Raw genomic sequence first — 17,905 nt, forward strand, 5'->3', positions numbered from 1 at the left:
AATGAGAGCGTCCGCCGCACTGCTGCCGTGCTTCTGCTCGCCATCGACGACTCAGGCGAGGTGGTACGCGGCTCGGATACTCCGGAGGCCTCAATTCGTCAGGGGCGTTCAGCGAACGCCGGTTCGCTGGAGCCTTTTTCACGGTGGCACGCGCTGTCACGACATACCGATCCTCGAGCGCCCGCACACCCTCACAGTGCAGGGCAAGATGGCTGCCGTCCGCGGTGTGATCCCCCTGGGACATTGCCGGGACTTCCGGCTGCACACATGGACACGCATGTGAAACTGCCGAAATACCATCCACCCGGGTCAGCGTCACGCGGCGCCTCCTGGAGTGTCGTCCGGTCACCGGCGAGTTCGGTGGCCGGCCCACCGGCCGTCATCGCCGTCCGCCGAGGAAATCGAGGATGTGGCCGAAGACGTCCAGGGCGGCGCCCCGGCCCAGGAACGTGTCCAGGTGGCCGTAACCGGGGATCTCGGCGTAGGACACGTCCAACTGGGGCTGCCGGTGGGCGAGTACGTCGTGACAGAGCCGCTGGGAGTCCAGCCACAGCCCGTTCTCGCTGCCGGCGAGCAGCAGCACGGGGGTGTCGATACGGCCGGCCGCGTCCAGCGCATTGGGAGGCAGGGCACGGTAGCGGTGGTCGGCGTCATGCCAGCGGACCACGCTGCGGGCCAGCTCGATGCGGCGCAGGTGGGGCAAAATCCACAGCGGCGCGGGGCCGAGGAGGTCGGCGAGGCGGTCGTGGGTGGCCTCGGGCAGGTTCTCGTGCACGAAGAGCGAGGCGCCCGTGCCCCAGGCGGAGTTGTGCAGGATCTGGCAGGTCGGGTCCGGGCAGCTCGCCTTCCGTGACGCCAGTGCGAACAGCGGGGTGTACTTCGACCACAGGCCCACCTTGCGGAAGTCGACCGGGATGTGGTCGATCCGCGTCTTCAGCAGCTCGCCCGCCAGCGACATCCGCAGCGATGTCCGGCCGGCGAGCTTCGGCGTCAGGAACACACCCTGGGAGACCACGCCGGCGAGGCCCGGCACCAGTCCCGCCGCCATGCTCAGGGACAACGTGAGCGAGCCGATGCAGTGGGCGACCACGAACAGCGGGCGGTCGCCCGTGCGCTCGCGGACGTGCCTGACGGCCGCGGGGATGTCGTAGAGGGCCACGTCGTCGTACGTGTACCTCTGGCCGGTCTCGTTGTACGGCAGCCGGCAGCTGCCCCGCCAGTCCAGCAGCCAGGGCTCGTAGCCGTCGTCGAGGAGGACGTCGACCAGATTCCGGGTCTCCGGCAGCAGGAACATGTCGGCGGACGCGGTGTGTCCGTGCAGGAGCAGCACGGCGGGGCGGTCCGCGGCGCCGGTGTGTATGCGCGTCAGGCCGAGTCGGACGCCGTCGTCCGCCCGGAAGGGGATCTCCTCGACGGAGGCCGGGTCGAGGCGGTGGTGCAGCGGGCGCAGGGCCGCGGTGGTCCTGACCCGGGGCAGCGCCCGCCGACCGGCGCGGGCGGTGGTCGTACTGAAGATCATCGGTGGTGCTCCGTGAGGGTCGGGGTGCGGCGCAGGTCGAGCAGGTCCGCAGCGGCGCGGGCGAAGGGGCCGAGCAGGCCACGGCCCATCTCCAGGCCGAACCAGCCGAGCCAGGTCAGTTTGGCGGCCCGCTTCTCCTGGCTGGTCAGACGCGGGTCGACCTTGATGCCGTCGATCTGGTCGCGGACGTAGGAGTCCGCGGGCACGACGACCTCGCCGGCCAGGCTCGCCGGTTCGCCCTCGCGGCCGATCCGCACGGTCAGTGCGCGGGTCTGCCGCCACAGGTCACGGCGGGCCCGGGCGTACTTGTGGCCCTCCAGCCACCAGTGGCCGCCGTCGGCGTCGCGCAACCGCAGCCGGTACCGCAGAAGTTGGTGCCCGAGCCCGTGCTGCTGCGGTATCCCCTCCTCGGGGCGGATCCATATGTCGCCGCGCTCGACGGTCAGCGGCTCGGGATGTACGGCGGTGCAGACGACGTCGCCGGTCACGTCCACCCGGCGCTCCTTCACCAGCTGGTACATGCTCGCGATGGAGAGGGTCAGCGCCATGGAACAGGGGCTGTCGGCGGGGCCGTCGACCGGCCCCACGCTGCCCTCTGTCGCCTCCGAGAACCACAGGTAGGGCTGGTCGTCCCTGTGCGGCAGCCTGGCGAGGCCGTCCTCGGCGAGCCGCTCGAAGGTCCTCAGCTGGGCCTGCGCGTCGTAGCGGGCCGCAAGCGGCAGCCCGAGAGCCTCGACCAGCGCGGCGGTGCGTGCGCCTCCGGCCGCCGGGCCCTTCAGGGTCGCCTCGCACAGCTTGAGGGCGGTGGGGCTCTGCAACACCCTGGTCAGGAAGGCGAGTTCGGAAACCGGATCGGCCTCCAGGCGGGCCAGGGCGTCGGTGCGCCACTCGTCCCACTCCTGGATGCGCACGTGCATGCCTCCGAGCGCCATGTCACGTACGACGTCGTCGAGGGTGTTGGGCACACCGGTGAGGTTGTAGTCGTAGCCCCAGGCGTCGGGCTCGCAGATCGCGGCGACGGCGACCCGGCTCACCCAGTCCACCGGGGCCGCGTTCAGGTGGCGGAAGGCGGGTACGGTGCGGAAGCGGCCGAAGGCCGAGATCAGGCCGCTGCTGAGGTCCTGCGGGTTGTAGGCGCCGGTCTTCGTGTGGCCGCCGATGCCGCCGGGGCGCAGCGCGGTGACGACCAGGCCGTGGTCGCGGGCACGGCGCAGGGCGACCTCGGCGGCCCACTTCGACTGGTCGTAGCCCGAGACGAGCCGGTCGATGTGGGCGAGTGGGTCGTCCTCGCCCATGGAGGTGATGCCGACCTCGTTGAAGACGGCGATCGAGGAGATGTGGTGCAGCGGCTTGGGCCGGCCGGTGGCCGCGAGTTCGGCGAGGGTGAGCGCACCGAGGACGTTGCTCGCCCGCAGCGACTGGTAGCCGCGCAGGAAGTCCACGGCCGCGGCGACGCCGACGACGCCGTCCAGTTCGTGGGCGAGCGTGTGCCACAGTTCGTCGGACAGGCCGAGCCGCGGCCGCCGGATGTCGCCGGGCAGCACGGTCACCCGGCGCCGCACCTCCGACGACCAGGGCAGCCGGTAACTCTTCAGCGCCGCGCCGAGCCGGGCGACGGCCGCCTCCTCGTCGGCCGCGCGCACCAGGCAATGGACATGCGCGTCGCTGTGCCGGAGCAGGTCGAGCAGCATGTGACTGCCGAGGAAGCCGGTGGCGCCGGTCAGCAGGATCCGGCGGGGCGGCAGCGGCTCGGGCACGTCGGCGAACGGCAGACGGTCGGCGAGGCTCAGATCGGCGAGGATCTGCTCGAGGTCCTCGCTGCGGGCCCTGGCATTCCGGTCGTCGCCACTGCCGGCACGGGGGCGGAGCGCCGGTGGGGTGCGCGGGGCGGTGGTCCCACGAGCGCCCGCTGCGGGGAGCGGAAGGGTGCCAGGGGCCGCCACCGCGACAGCACCCGCGCCGGAAACCGGCGCGCCGGAGGCCGGAACTGGCGGAGCGCCCTGGGCGGTGGGCGCGGGGGTGCCTGCGGGCACGGCCGGCGGGGCGGCCTCGCTCGACGCTTCGGCCCCGGTCGCCTGTAGCCAGCGCCGGGCGAGACTGATCGGACGGGCGTCGGCGAACACCTCGTCCAGATCGAACTCGATGCCCAGCTCGCCCTCCAGCTCCGCGATGAGCTCCACGACGTGCACGGACGTGCCCCCCGCGTCGAAGAAGTCGGCGTCGGGCGGCAGGTGTCCCGCGGGAAGGTAGCGGCCCGCCGCGGCGGCGATGGCCGTGGCCACGCCCTCCACGTCCCGGGGCGGGGCGGGGGCGGCGCCGGAGTCCGTAGTGGTGGCGGCCTGCATCACCCTGGCCAGCAGGTCGTTCACGCCGAGCCCGCCGCCACCGCGCTCGATCGCCTCGGCGGTCGCCCGCTGCCCGGATTCCTCGGTCATGTCACGCATGAGAGCCCTTCACCACGATGTGCGCGTCCTTTCCCTTGCTTCCGACAAGGTCCTTGCTTCCGACAAGGTCCTTGCTTCCGACAGGTCCTTGCTCCCGACAGGTCCTCGCTCCCGACGATGTCCCTCGCACCTGAGGAAGTCCTCACTTGCCTGCTGCGGCACGTCCTCACTGCTGCTCCCAGGACCGGAACGCCCTCAGGTGGTCCGGTGTGACCACGGCCTCCAGGCGCTCGTCGTCCTGGTCGCCACCGCCGAGCGCGGCCACCAGACGCCGCGCCGGTACGTTGCGCTCCGTGCGCTCCGCCGTCAGCCGGACCTTCGCGCAGCCCAGTTGCTCGGCACGGTCGGCCAGCCACTGCAACAGGCGTTCCTCGACTCCTCGGCCGAGTGCCCGGCAGCTCATCGGCCAGCCCAGGACCTCGAGTTGGTCGCGGTCCGCGCACAGGGCTAGAAGGGCGATCTGGCCGTAGTCGCCGAACCGGTCCCGGGCCTCCGCCGTCCACACCTCGCCCCGTTCCCGCCACCGGCGCACGTCTCCGCCGTCGGCCGACCGGGAGCGGAGCGTGAACTGGTTGGTGCGACGGACGAGTTGCTCGGCCCGCTGCACGTCGGCCTCGGACAGCGCCCGGATGTCGACCTCCAGCTCCAGCTGCGCGAGGAACTCCTCGAATCCGGCGGCTTCGCGGACGGCCTCCCGCTCCCGCTCCTGCGCGTAGAACCGGGCCCGCAGCCCGTCCTCGGCGGTCGCCGCGACGGGAACCAGTGGCCACAACCTGTCGAGGAAGTCCTCGAGTTGGTCCGCGGACGGGCAGGTCACCGACAGCACCTGCGGCAGCGCCGAGCGCACCTTGGCGATCTCGGCGGGGTTGTCGTCCAGGAACAGGAAGCTGTCCAGGCCGAGATCGAGCATGCGCGCGGCCTCGGCGAGGCGGCCCGGCTTCGGTCCCCAGGCGGCCGACAGCACGCTGAAGTGCTCCGCTTTCAGCAGGCTGTCCGGGCGGTCCAGGACGGCGCGGACCGTGGCCTCGTCGTTGTTGCTGACGAGGGCCAGCAGCGCGCCCGCCTCGCGCCACTGCAGCAGCCTGCGCGCGAGCAGGGCACGCGGGCCGGTCAGGTCGACGGCCTCGGGGCCGATCTCGCCGGCGACCCCGCCCCACAGGGTCTCGTCGCCGTCCACCGCGATCACCTTGGGCGTGGGGCGCAGCACCGCGCGTACGACCTCGGCGAGCCGCAGCGCCACGGCCGCCTGGAAGGGCGGGGTGAAGGGCAGGTGGGCCAGCCGCTCGGTCCGCTCGTCGAAGCGTTCGCCGACGGCGTGGTGCCGGGTCCAGTCGTCGGGGCCGAGCACCGCGATGCCGGGCAGGCGTGCCAGGTCGGCGGCGACCTCGCGCTCCCACCGCCGCAGGCGGTCCTCCTGCCGGGCTGCGGGCAGGAAGCCGACGACGAGCGGCTTGCGGGTGCGTTCGGACAGGGCCTTCAGCGCGGCCGGGTAGGCGGTGCGCAGCTCGGCGAGCAGCACGTCGTCGACCGGGCCGAAGCGCTCCAGGTCCGCCGCCCGCAGCAGCACCGCACCCACCGCCGTCGCGGGGTCGGCGAAGACGCCCGAGGGGTCCTGGAGGCTCGCGAGCACGTGGTGGTACGGCGCCTCGGTGATCGCCGGTGCGCCGTCCCCGGCCCCGTCCTCGACGGCTGCCGCGCACATCAGCGGGAGGTTGCCGAGGGCGAAGGTGGCGGCGAGGGCCAGGGACCGGCGAGGGGCGGGCGCCGTACCGGCGGAAGCCCGGATGCCGGCGCGCGCCGGCACCGCCGGATCCTCGGCCGTCTCTGCGAGCAACCGCAGCAGGTCCTCCCCCAGTTCGGCGGTGGTCGCGGCGTCCAGGATGTCCAGGTTGTGGTCGAGCCGGATGCATGCCGCGTCCGGGATCATGGTGATCATCAGGTCGAGGTCGGAGTAGCCGGTGCCGGCCGGCAGCACCTCCAGCCGGGTGAGGCGGCGCGAGGACCGTACGTAGTTGAAGTAGACCTCGACGAGCGGCGCGTTCTGCCGGTGCAGTCCCTGGCGGGCCAGGGTTGCCAGGACGTCGGAGAACATGGCGCCCTTGGCCAGGACGCGCTGCAGGTGCGCGTCGGTGCGGCGCAGCACCTCGGCGACCTGTTCGCCCGCGCGGGCCTCGGCCGGGAACGGCACCGGCACGCCGAAGAAGCCCACCGCGTCGAACGCGTCGGCGTGGATGCGGGTGTCCACGGGCACGGCGAGCACGAACCGCTCCCGTTCGCGCCTTCTGGCCAGCAGCACCGTCAGGGTTCCGAGGCAGAAGGCGGCGGGAGTGACGGCCAGTCTGCTCGCGGCCGCCGCAACCCGTTCCATCAGCCCCTCGGGAATCGTCACGGTCACGCTGCCGGCCCGGTACGACCGGGTCGCCGGGCGCGGCCGGGCCAGCTCCAGGTCGAGCCGTTCGCTGCCGTGGAAGTGCTCGCGCCACTCGGCGCCCGCGCCCTCACCGCCCTGCTGGGCCTCGACGAGGAGGGCGAGGTCGCGGTTGGTGACGGTGGCGTCGAGGGGGGTGCCGGACAGTTCCGCGTCGATCTCCCCGGCCACGAGCAGCAGCGACTGCAGGTCGCTGACCGCGTGGTGGGCGCCGAACACCAGAATCTGGCCGTGTGCACCGCCGTCCAGCAGCTCGAACCGCCACAGCGGTGTCGTCGCCAGGTCGAACGGCGGCTCCAGCAGGGCGCGCAGCCGCTCGGCGCCGTCGAGTGGGCCCTCGACGGTCGTCCAGCGCAGCACCGGCTCCGCCGGCTCCCGGTCCACGCGCAGCTGCCGGACGCCCTCCTCGCCGGTGACGATCGCGGTGCGCAGGGCCGCGTGTCGCGCGACGAGCCGGCTGAGGATGCCGGTGAGCGTCTCACGAGTGGTCGGGGCGGTCAGCCGTACGGCGAGGCCGATGCCGTGTGCCGCGTCCGGCATGCCCGGCCGGGCGCTGCGCAGCAGTCGTACGACGTCGCGCGGCGCGGGCCGCAGTTCGGTCTCCGGGACCTTCCCGGCGAGGTCGCCGGAGTCCTGCCGCGCCACGGCGCCCCGCTCCGGAAGGCGCTCGGCCAGGGCCTGGGCGAGGCCGCGGCTGTCGGACGCCGCGAACACGTCCGCGGCCGGGAGCTCCACGCCCAGTTCGCGGACGAAGGCGTTGCGCAGCCGCACCAGCATCAGGGAGTCCAGACCCAGTTCCTTCAGGGCCGTGGTCGCCGACACGTCGACCGCTCCTCCGGAGACCTCGCCGACCCGGGCCCGGACGTACGCCTCCAGCCAGGCGGCGCGGTCCTGGTCGGTCGTCGCCGCGAACACCTTCTTGACGAGGTCGTCCGAGGCGGCCGTGCCCGTCGGGACGGTGACCAGGTCGCCCAGGATCGGGCGGGTGCGCACGGCGTCGGGGACGAGCGTCAGCATCTCCCGGTCCAGGGCGATCGGCGCGAGCTGGCGGCGGGCGGTGGCCAGGACCCGCTCGAACAGCTCGCCGCCCTGCTGCGGCGAGAGGGCGACCAGGCCCGAGCGGCTGGTCTCGGCGGCCCGGGTGCCGGACCCGCCGACCATGCCGACACCGGCCCAGGCGCCCCAGTCCAGGCTCAGCGCCCGACGGTCAGTGCGGGAAAGGTGGTGTGCCCAGGCGTCGAGGAAGGCGTTCGCCGCCGAGTACGGGCTCTGGCCGGCCGACCCGAGCAGTCCGGCCGCGGAGGCGAACAGGACCAGGTTCTGGGCCTCCGGGATCAGCTCGGTGAGGAGAGCGGTGCCCAGGACCTTCGGTGCGAGGACGCGCAGGACGCGTTCGTCGGTCAGGTTCGCCACCGTGGCGTCGTCGAGCACTCCGGCCGCGTGCACGACCGCGGCGACCGGACCACAGGCATCCCGTACGGCGTCCAGGGCGGCCGTGAGACTCTCCCGGTCGGCGACGTCGGCGCGGGCCAGGTGCACGGTGACGCCTCGCTCTTCGAGACCCGTGATCCAGTTCCCGGTCTCCGCGTCGGGCGTGCCCCGGCTCATGAGGGCCAGTCGGCGGGCACCGCGGCGGACCAGCCGCTCGGCGACGACGCGGCCGAGGCCGCCCAGACCGCCGGTGATCAGGTGCACGCCGGCCACGGCGGTCTCGCCGTGGCCGCCGTCGTCCGGGCGGGTGCGGGCCAGGCGCGGCACCAGGCGGCCGGTCCCGCGCAGCGCGACGAGCCGTTCGTCGTCGGCGTGCCTGAGCTGGTTCCACAGGGCGTCGACGCCGTCGGTGGGCGGCAGGTCGATCAGCGTGGTCGACAGCTCCGGGTACTCCTGCGCCACCGCGAGCCCGAAGCCCCAGGCGAGCGCCTGCTGCGGGTTGGTCACCCCGGTGCTGTCACCGGCGGCCTGGCTGCCGCGTACGACCACGAACAGGCGCGGAGCCCGGCCCTGCGGACGGCCGGCGAGGGCGCGCACCAGGTGCAGGGTGCTCAGGCAGCACAGCCGCGCCGCCTGCCCGGCCGATCCGGCGTCGCCGATCGCCGGGGCGTCGAGGGCGGTCAGCTGGACCACCTGCTCGGGCTGCCCGCCCGCGAAGGCCTCCTCCAGCAGCCGGGCCAGGTGGTGCGGGTCGGCCGGATCGAGGGCGTAGCGGCCGGGCCCCTCGGCGACGAAGGCGCTGCCCCTGCGGGCGACGACGTGCGGCACCGAGGAGCCGAGCCGCTCGCCGAGCGCGTCCGCCACCCCCGTGTCGTCGGCCAGGATCAGCCAGCTGCCCTTCACCGGCGGTTCCTGCGCCACCGGGCGAGGGTGCCAGCGGGTCTCGAAGAGGGCGCCGTCCAGCGGCGAGAGCGCGGCCAGCCGGAACTCCTCGATCTCCAGGACTAGTTGCTCGTCCTCGTCCCAGATCCTGATGTCCAGGGTGGCGGTGTCGCCGGACACGGAGCGCAGTTCGCAGCCGGCCCAGGCAGGCGTGGTGCGCAGGCCGGTGAACCGCAGCCGTCCCGCCCCGGCGGGCACGAACGCCCGGCCCTCGGGCGCGTCCCCTGGCAAAGCGGCCGTGTGGAAGGCGGCGTCGAGGACCGCGGGATGCAGCAGATGACCCGCGGCGGGCCTGGCGGCCAGCCGGCCCAGGGCCGCCGAGTGGCCGCGGCGGCCCTGCTCCAGGCCCCGGAAGGCGGGGCCGTAGTCGATACCGAGGGCGCTCAGCCCGGCGTACACCGCCGGCAGGTCCGCGTCCTGCGTGCACCGCTCCCGCACGGCGGCGAGTCGCACGTCGTCGAGCCGCACGTCGGACGAGGGCTGCTCGCCGGTCACCGCGACGCGTCCGCCGACGTGCCGCTCCCACCGCGGGCGCCGCTCACCGGCGGCCGTGGAGGCGACTGTGAAGGACCGGTAGCCGTCCTGGGCGGGCCGCAGCACCAGCTGCAGCCGTACGGGCCGTTCGGGATCCATCCGCAACGGCTGCACGAACTCGACCTCGTTCAGGTGGACTTGGCCACCGTCCTGCACCGTTGAGGCGGCCTCCAGGACCATGTCGAGGAAGGCGGCGCCGGGCAGCCAGACCTCGCCGTCCACCCGGTGGTCGCCCAGATAGGCGAAGCGGCTGTCCCGCAGGTCGACGTCGCTCTGGAAGAGGTGCCGGTCGGGCTCGTCGCTGGACTCGACGTGCGTGCCGAGGAGCGGTGAGGAGCCCGCGGCGGTGGCCGGGGCGGGCGTGAGCCAGTGGCGGTCGCGGGCGAAGGCGTACGTCGGCAGATCGACGCGACGGCCTTCCGGGAACAGCGCCGGCCAGTCGGGGGCGTGTCCCGCGACGTACAAGTCGCCGACGCTGCGCAGCAGGACGTCGGGGCCGTCCTGCTGACGGCGCAACGAGCCGACGCCGGCCACGTCGATCCCGGCCTCCGCCGCGACCGCCTCGATGGAGGACAGCAGCGAGGGGTGCGGGCTGAGCTCGACGAAGTAGCGGTAGCCGTCGTCCAGCATCCGTCGGACGGTGTCGGCGAATCGGACGGGCTGCCTGAGGTTGGCGTACCAGTAGTCGGCGTCCAGCCGGTCGCCGGAGACGGGTTCGGCCAGCACCGTCGAGTACAGCGGTGTCGGCGCCTGTGCGCCCCGGATGCCGGAGAAGCGGTCGAGCAACACCGTGCGCAGGGATTCCATCAGCGGGGTGTGCGAGGCGAACGGGGTCGACAGCCGTCGTACGGCGATCCCCCGCTCCTCGAGCCGGCGGCGCAGCTCGGCCAGCGCGTCGGCGGCGCCGGAGACGGCCGTGGAGCCTGCGCTGTTGACCGCGGCGACGAACAGCCGGTCCGCGTAGGGGGCGAGCAGTTCCTCGACCTGCGACCGCGGCAGCTCCACCGCGACCATGCCGCCCTGCCCGACCAGCGGGACGACGGCCTGGGCCCGCCCGGTCACCACGGCCACGGCGTCGTCCAGGCCGAGGGCGCCCACGCTGTACGCGGCGGCGATCTCGCCCAGGCTGTGCCCGACCACGGCGTCCGGGGCGACGCCGAGGGGCCGCCACGCGGCGGCCAGCGCCGCGTTGACCGCGAACAGCACCGGTTGCAGGCACTCGGTCCGGTGGAGCGGGGAGAACTCCTCAGGCGCCCGCAGCGCGTTGAGCACCGACCAGCCGACGTGCCGCTGCACCGCCTCGTCGATCCGGGTCAGCTCCTCGCGGAACGCCTCCGACCCGGCCAGCAGCTCCAGGCCCATGCCCGGCCGTTGGCCGCCGTGCCCGGAGAAGACGAAGGCCACCTTGCCCGTCACGTCCTCGCGCGGCGTGGCCGGCTGCGCCCGTCCGCTGCCCACCGCCTCCAGCGCGGCGCGCAGTTCGTCCGAGTCGCCCGCCGTGACCGCCGCCCGCCAGGCGAAGTGGCTGCGGTGCCGGGCCAGGGTGTGGGCGACGTCCGGCAGCACGGTGTCCCCGGTCAGGTGCCGTGCCAGCCGTGCGGCCTGCCCGCGCAGCGCGACCTCGCTCCGCCCGGACAGGACGAACAGCCGCTTCCCGGAGGGCAGTTCACCTGCGGGCTCGCGCTCCGGCGCGAACGGCGGGGCCTCCTCGACGATCACGTGGGCGTTGGTCCCGCTGATCCCGAAGGCGCTGACGCCGGCCCGCCGGACGCGCTGCTTCGCCGCCGGCCAGGGCACGGCCTCCTGCAGCAGGTGCAGACCGCTGCCGTCCCACTCGACGTACCGGCTGGGTGTGCCGGCGTGCAGGGTGGCCGGCAGCATCCGGTGGCGCAGCGACTGCACCACCTTGATCAGCCCGGCGATGCCCGAGGCGGCCTGCGTGTGCCCGAGGTTGGACTTGAGCGAGCCCAGGTACAGCGGTCGGTGCGGGGCGCGGGAGTCACCGAAGACCTGCGCCAGGGCGTTCGCCTCGATCGGGTCGCCCAGCGTCGTGCCCGTGCCGTGCGCCTCCACGTAGTCGATGTCGGCGGGTTCGAGGCCGGACAGCTCCAGGGCCCGCCGGACCACCTGTTCCTGCGCCGGGCCGTTGGGCGCGGAGAGGCCCTGGCTGCGGCCGTCCTGGTTGACGGCCGTGCCGCGCAGCACCGCCAGCACCTCGTCGCCGTCCCGCCGCGCGTCGCCCAGCCGCTTCAGTACGAGCATGCCGGCACCCTCGGCCCAGACGGCGCCGTCGGCGTCGTCGGAGAAGGAGCGGCAGCGGCCGGTCGGGGACAGGCCCCGCAGCCGGCTGAACTCCACGAAGGTCTGCGGGGTCACCATGAGCGTCACGCCGCCGGCCAGCGCCAGGTCGCACTCGCCCGCCCGCAGTGCCTGCGCCGCCAGGTGCACCGCGACGAGCGACGACGAGCACGCCGTGTCCACCGTCAGCGCCGGGCCGTGCAGCCCGAGGGCGTACGCCAGCCGGCCCGAGGCCACGCTGAGCGCCGACCCGGTGCCGACATGACCGTCCAGCTGGTCGAGCCGGGAGCCCGACAGGTAGTCGCTGCCGAACATGCCGACGTACACGCCTGTGGTGCTGCCCGCCAGTTCGGCGGGCACGATCCCGGCGCGCTCCAGCGCCTCCCACGCGGTCTCCAGCAGCAGCCGCTGCTGCGGGTCCATGGCGGCGGCCTCCTTCGGGGTGATGCCGAAGAAGCCCGCGTCGAAGGACTCGATGTCGTCCAGGAAGCCGCCTTCCCGGGCGTACGACTTGCCCGGGGCTTCCGGGTCGGGGTCGTACAGCGACTCGACGTCCCAGCGCCCGGCCGGGAACGGGCCGACCGCGTCACGGCCCTCGGCGACCAGCCGCCACAGCTCCTCCGGGTCGCCGACGCCTCCCGGCAGACGGCAGGCCATGGCCACCAGGGCGACCGGCTCGTCGTGCGCCGCGGTGCGGGTGTGCGGCGCGGCGGGCGCGGGACGACGGGCCGCGGGGCCGCTCGTCGCGAGAGCGGTGGCCAGCAGGTGCTCGGCGAGGCGGGCCGGGGTGGGGTGGTCGAACAACAGGGTGGCGGGGAGCCGGCAGCCGAGGCGGGCACCGATGCGGTTGCGCAGCTCCACCGCCGTCACCGAGTCCATGCCGAGCTCGCGCAGCGGCTCGTCGGGGCGGACGGACTCCGCCGACTGCAGGCCGAGGGCACGAGCGGCCTCCTCGCGGACCAGGTCGAGGGCGCGGTCGGCGCGGTCGGCCTCCGGCAGCCGGGCCAGGCGGTTGGCCAGTCCGTCCTTGCCGTCCCGCCCGGTGCGGGGCGCGGGCAGCAGCGAGCGCCACAGCGCAGCCGCACTGTCGCTCGCGCCGGCCGTGGTCTCGCGCAGCCGGGGCAGGTTCAGCACCCAGGCGACCAGATGCGGGGCGCCCCGGCGCAGCGCGAGTTCGACGAGGTCGCGGCCCTGTTCCGGGGTCAGGGCGCGGTGGCCGAGGCGCGCCATCCGCTCCAGGTCGGCATGTTCGGCGGCCAGGCCCTCGCCCGCCCAGGCGCCGAAGGAGACCGACACGGCGGGAAGCCCCAGGGCGCGCCGGTGGTGGGCGAGCTGGTCGAGGAAGGCGTTGGCGGCGGCGTAGTTGGCCTGGCCCGCGTTGCCGACGACACCGGCGGCGGAGGAGACCAGCAGGAACAGGTCGAGCTGCGCGTCGGCGGTCAGCCGGTGCAGGTGGGCGGCGCCGTCCACCTTGGGGCGCAGCACCCGCGCGAGGCGTTCGGGAGTCAGCTCGGCGACCACCCCGTCGTCCAGGACGCCGGCGCAGTGCACGACGCCGCGGAGTTCGTCGGCGACGGGACCGACGATGTCGGCCAGGGCCGCGGCGTCGGCGACGTCGCACGCCGCCACCTCGACCTCCGCGCCGAGCGCTGTCAGTTCCGCGGTGACCTCGGCCGTGCGCGGGTCGTCGGCTCCGCGCCGGGACGTCAGCAGCAGGCGGTGCACGCCCCGTTCGGCGAGGAGCCGGGCGATGTGGCGTCCGACGGCGCCGAGTCCTCCGGTGATCAGTACGGTGCCGTCGACGGGTGTCCGCGCGCGGCCGGTGTCGGCGGCGCGGGCGCGCACGAGCCGGGGCACGAGCAAGCTGCCCGCGCGCCCGGCGAGTTCGGGCTCGTCCAAGTGAGCGACGGCGGCGAGCAGGGCAGCCGCGGGATCGGTGTCTGCAAGGTCGAGCAGCGTCAGCCCGAGGTCCGGATGCTCGGCACGGGCACTGCGGGCCAGGCCCCACAGCACCGACTGTGCGAGGCCCGGCACGGTGTCCCGGTCGTCGGCCGCGACCGCGCCGCGGGTCACCCAGACGGTCCGGGCGGGTGGCTCCGCCTGTGCGGCGAGTGTCTGCAGTTCGGCCAGCGCGGCTTCCGCCATCTCCCGTGCGGTGGCGGCCGGTTCGGCATCCTCGGCCGGTCGCGGCCAGAACCGTACGAGCACCTCGCCACCCGTGTCGCGGCACTGGATCCCCGCGGCTTCGAGGCCGCGCAGGGCCGCCACGACGTCCGGGTCGGACGGGTCGCCGACGACGGTCCAGTCACCGGCCGGTCCCTCGACGGGCGGTTCGGGCGCGGCCGTCCAGGCAACCTCGTACAGGTGCCGCCCGTTGCCCGAACCGCCGGCGAGATCCGCCGGGCTCGCGGCGCGCAGCCGTACGCCCTCCAGCCGGCCCGCGGGGAAGCCGTCGGCGTCCCACAGCGTCACGTCCAGCGTGAGATCCGTGTCGTCGGTGCCGGTGCGCCGCACGGACACGGTGAGGTCGTCGGCGCCGCCGTGCGACAGCGCGGCGCGGCCCACGGCGACCGGAAGGAGCACCCGCCCGTCGGAGGCGGCGCCCTCTTCGAGGGCGGCGGCGACGTGCAGCGCGGCGTCCAGCAGCGCCGGGTGGACCGGGTAGGGGTGGGCCAGGTCACGGGCCACGGGCGGCAGTGACAGCCGGGCCTGCAGCTCGCCCGCACCGGTCACCAGCGCCTCCCGTACGCCCTGGAAGGCCGGACCGTAACCGAGGCCGAGCCCGGCCAGCCGCTCATAGGTCTCCGCGCTCCAGGCGGGTTCCGCCGCCTCCGGCCACACCGGCGGTCGCCCGGCCACGGGGGTCGCCGCTGCCGCCGAGGCGGTGGCGTGCAGCGTCCAGTCGGTGGCCTCCTGGCCGCGCGGGCGGCTGTGTACGGTGATCTCCGGTGCCGGGCCGGCGGTGACCACCTCCACGGACACCTCCACGGTGCCGGCGGCGGGCAGCACGAGGGGTGCGAGCAGCAGCAGGTCGGTCACGTCGGCCGGGTCGTCCGGGCGGGCCACGGCGAGGGCGGCCCGGCACAGCTCCAGCAGGGTCGTGCCGGAGACCACGGTCCGGCCGAACACGGTGTGGTCGGACAGCCAGTCGGCGGTGGCCGGGGACCACTCGTCGCGGAAGGTCCAGCGGGTCTCGTCGGCCGACTGCAACTGGACGCCGAGCAACGGGTGCGCGGCGCGGTCGAACAGGCCGGGGCCGCCCGAGGCGGACTCGGGTTCGATCCAGTGGCGCCGGGTGTCCCAGGCGTAGGTCGGCAGGTCCGCCCGGACGGTGTCGGCGACCAGGCGCCGCCAGTCCGTCCGCCGTCCGTGGACGTGGAGTTCGGCGGCGGCGCGGTCCAGGCAGGCGGGTCCGTCCTCGTCGCGGCGGAGGGAGCCGACGGCGACCAGCTCGTGGCCGGAGTCCTCGCCGATCGTGTGCAGGGCGGTGAGCAGGGACGGATGCGGGCCGAGTTCGACGAAGTGGCGGTAGCCGTCGGCCGCCATGCGCTCCACCGCGGGCGCGAAGCGGACGGGTTCGCGCAGGTTGGCGTACCAGTAGTCGGCGTCCAGCTCCTCGGTGACCGGCTCACCGGAGACGGTGGAGTACCAGACGACCGACGTGGGGTACGTGGTCACGCCGTCGAGCTCGTCGAGGATCGTCGCGCGGACCGGCTCGACCCGGGCGCTGTGGGAGGCGTAGTCGACGTCGAGGCGACGGACGAAGACCTGTTCCCGGTCGAGGTCGGCGAGCAGGCCCTCCAGCGGCTCCACGTCACCGGCGATCACGGTGGCCCGGCCGCTGTTCACGGCGGCGACCGAGACCCGGCCGCCGAGATCCTCGAGGCGGGTGACGACATCGGTGTGCGGCAGGCCGACGACGGCCATGGCGCCGGTGCCGGACAGCTCGGTCAGGGCCCGGCTGCGCAGGGCGACCACCGCTGCCGCGTCGTTGAGGCTGAGCGCGCCGGCGACACAGGCCGCGGCCACTTCGCCCTGGCTGTGCCCGATCACGGCGTCCGGCCGGACGCCACGGGCCCGCCACACCGCGGCCAGGGACACCATCACCGCGAAGAGCACCGGCTGAACGACGTCCACGCGGTCCAGGGACGGGGCTCCCGCCTCACCGCGCAGGACCGCCGCCGCGGACCAGACGGTGAACGGTCGCAGGGCGGCGTCGCAGCGGTCGAGTTCGTCGGCGAACACGGGGTCGCGTTCGAGCAGGTCGCGGGCCATGCCGGCCCACTGGGCGCCCTGGCCCGGGAAGACGAAGGCCACCTTGCCCGCGGGCAGCGTCCGCCGGGGTCCGGCGGTCGGGCCGGGGTCGGGCCGGCCCTCCGCAAGGGCCCGCAGCTCGGTCAGCAGCTCGTCCCGGCCGGCCGCCTGGACGACGGCACGGTGCTCGAAGTGGGTGCGGTGGTGGGCCAGCGTCGCGGTTACGGCGGGCAGCGGCAACTCCGGCTGGGCGACGAGACGTGCGTGAAGTCGGTCGGCTTGCCCCTGGAGCGCGGGGAGGGTGCGGGCGGAGAGCGGGAAGAGCGTCGGACCGGTCGGCTCCGCCTGTGGCCCGGCCGGTGCGTCGACGTCCTGCGGTGCCTCCTCCAGCACGACGTGCGCGTTCGTGCCGCTGATGCCGAACGCGCTCACCCCGGCCCGCCGCACGCGGTCGCCGCCGCGCGGCCACGCCCGGGCGCTGCCGTGCACGGCCAGGCCGCTGCCCGCCCAGTCGACGTGCTCCGTGAGGGTCTCGGCGTGCAGGGACGGCGGTATGAGCTCGTGCCCGAGGGCGAGCACCGTCTTGATCACGCCGCCGATGCCCGCGGCGGCCTGGGTGTGACCGATGTTGGACTTCAGCGAGCCGAGGCCGAGAGGCCGGTCGGCGGGGCGGCCCGGTCCGAAGACGGCGGCCAGTGCGCGGCCCTCGATGGGGTCGCCGAGCGGGGTGCCGGTGCCGTGCGCCTCGACGTGGTCCACGTCGTCCGGTGCGAGTCCGGCGGCGTCGAGGGCGGCGCGCAGCACCCGTTCCTGCGCCGGGCCGTTGGGGGCGCTCAGCCCCTGGCTGCGGCCGTCCTGGTTGACGGCCGAGCCCTTGATCACGGCGAGCACCCGGTCGCCGTCGCGGCGGGCGTCGGCGAGCCGCCTGAGCAGCACCACACCACAGCCTTCGGCCCACACCACACCGTCCGCGTCGGCCGAGAAGGGGCTGCACCGCCCGGACGGCGACAGCCCGCGCAGCCTGCTGAACTCCACGTGTCCCCGCGGGGTCACCAGCAGGCTCACGCCGCCCGCCAGCGCGAGGTCGCACTCACCTGCCGCCAGCGCGCGGGCCGCCAGGTGCAGGGCGACGAGGGAGGAGGAGCAGGCGGTGTCGACGGTGACCGCCGGGCCCTGCAGACCCAGGGTGTAGGCGATGCGCCCGGAGGCCACGCTGGTCGCCGAGCCCGTGCCGACATGCCCGTCGAGCTGGGCCAGCGAGGCCGAGGCGAGGTATCCGCTGTCGTACAGGCCGATGTAGACGCCCGTGGAGCTGCCGTGCAGCGTCTCGGGGACGATCCCGGCGCGCTCGATCGCCTCCCAGCTGGTCTGCAGCAGCAGCCGCTGCTGCGGGTCCATGGCGTCGGCCTCGCGGGGCGAGATCCCGAAGAAGGGGGCGTCGAAGCGGTCGATGCCGTCGAGGAAGCCGCCGCGCAGCGTGTACGCCTTTCCGGTGGCCTCGGGGTCGGGGTCGTAGAGGCCCTGGGTGTCCCAACGGCCCGCCGGAACCTCGGAGATGGCGTCCTCGCCGGCGGCGAGCAGCCGCCACAGCCCTTCGGGGTCGTCGGCGCCGCCGGGGAAACGGCAGGCCATGGAGACGATGGCGATGTCGTCCTGCGTCGCCCGCGGCGCAGCCTCGGCACCGGCCGGGCCGGCCGCCGTGGCGGGTGGTTCGCCGAGGACCGCGTCGGCCAGCGCGGCGATCGTGGGGTGGTCGAAGACGAGCGATGGCTCCAGTGGCCGGCCGGTCCGGTCGGAGAGTCCGGCGGCCAGTGTCACCAACTGACGTGATCCCAGCCCGAATTCCGCGATCGGCCGGTCCGGGTCGACGGCCAGCGGGTCGAGCCCGGCGGCCTCGGCGACGGCCGACCCCAGCCAGGCCCGTACGTCCTCGGCGGTGGTGAGGGGCGTGATGGTGGACTGCTTCCGGGGCTCGTTCGCAGGCATCTGGGCAGGTGTCCTCAAGCAACGGTGAAGCGGGCGGATTCCGCACGACCGCATGCGGCAGCGGCGTAC

Annotated in this window: 3 protein-coding genes; all 3 read right to left on the reverse strand. The window is 74.5% G+C overall.

Features of this window, described 5'->3' with window-relative positions; translation table 11 throughout:
* Positions 1–379: 379 nt before the first annotated feature.
* Positions 380–1,519: an alpha/beta hydrolase gene (locus tag ACWGJ5_RS13620; protein WP_453309915.1), complete on the reverse strand. Its 1,140-nt coding sequence runs from the start codon at positions 1,517–1,519 to the stop codon at positions 380–382.
* Positions 1,516–3,954 carry a thioester reductase domain-containing protein gene (locus ACWGJ5_RS13625; protein WP_453309916.1) on the reverse strand — a complete coding sequence of 813 codons (2,439 nt, stop codon included), beginning with the start codon at positions 3,952–3,954 and terminating at the stop codon, positions 1,516–1,518. Before ACWGJ5_RS13625 ends, ACWGJ5_RS13620 begins: the two co-directional genes overlap by 4 nt.
* A 175-nt stretch (positions 3,955–4,129) precedes the next feature.
* On the reverse strand, positions 4,130–17,836 hold the full coding sequence (locus ACWGJ5_RS13630; protein ID WP_453309917.1) for an SDR family NAD(P)-dependent oxidoreductase: 13,707 nt from the start codon (positions 17,834–17,836) through the stop codon (positions 4,130–4,132).
* Between the last annotated feature and the right edge of the window lie 69 nt (positions 17,837–17,905).

It is taken from the genome of Streptomyces sp. NPDC054783 (genome assembly GCF_053611725.1).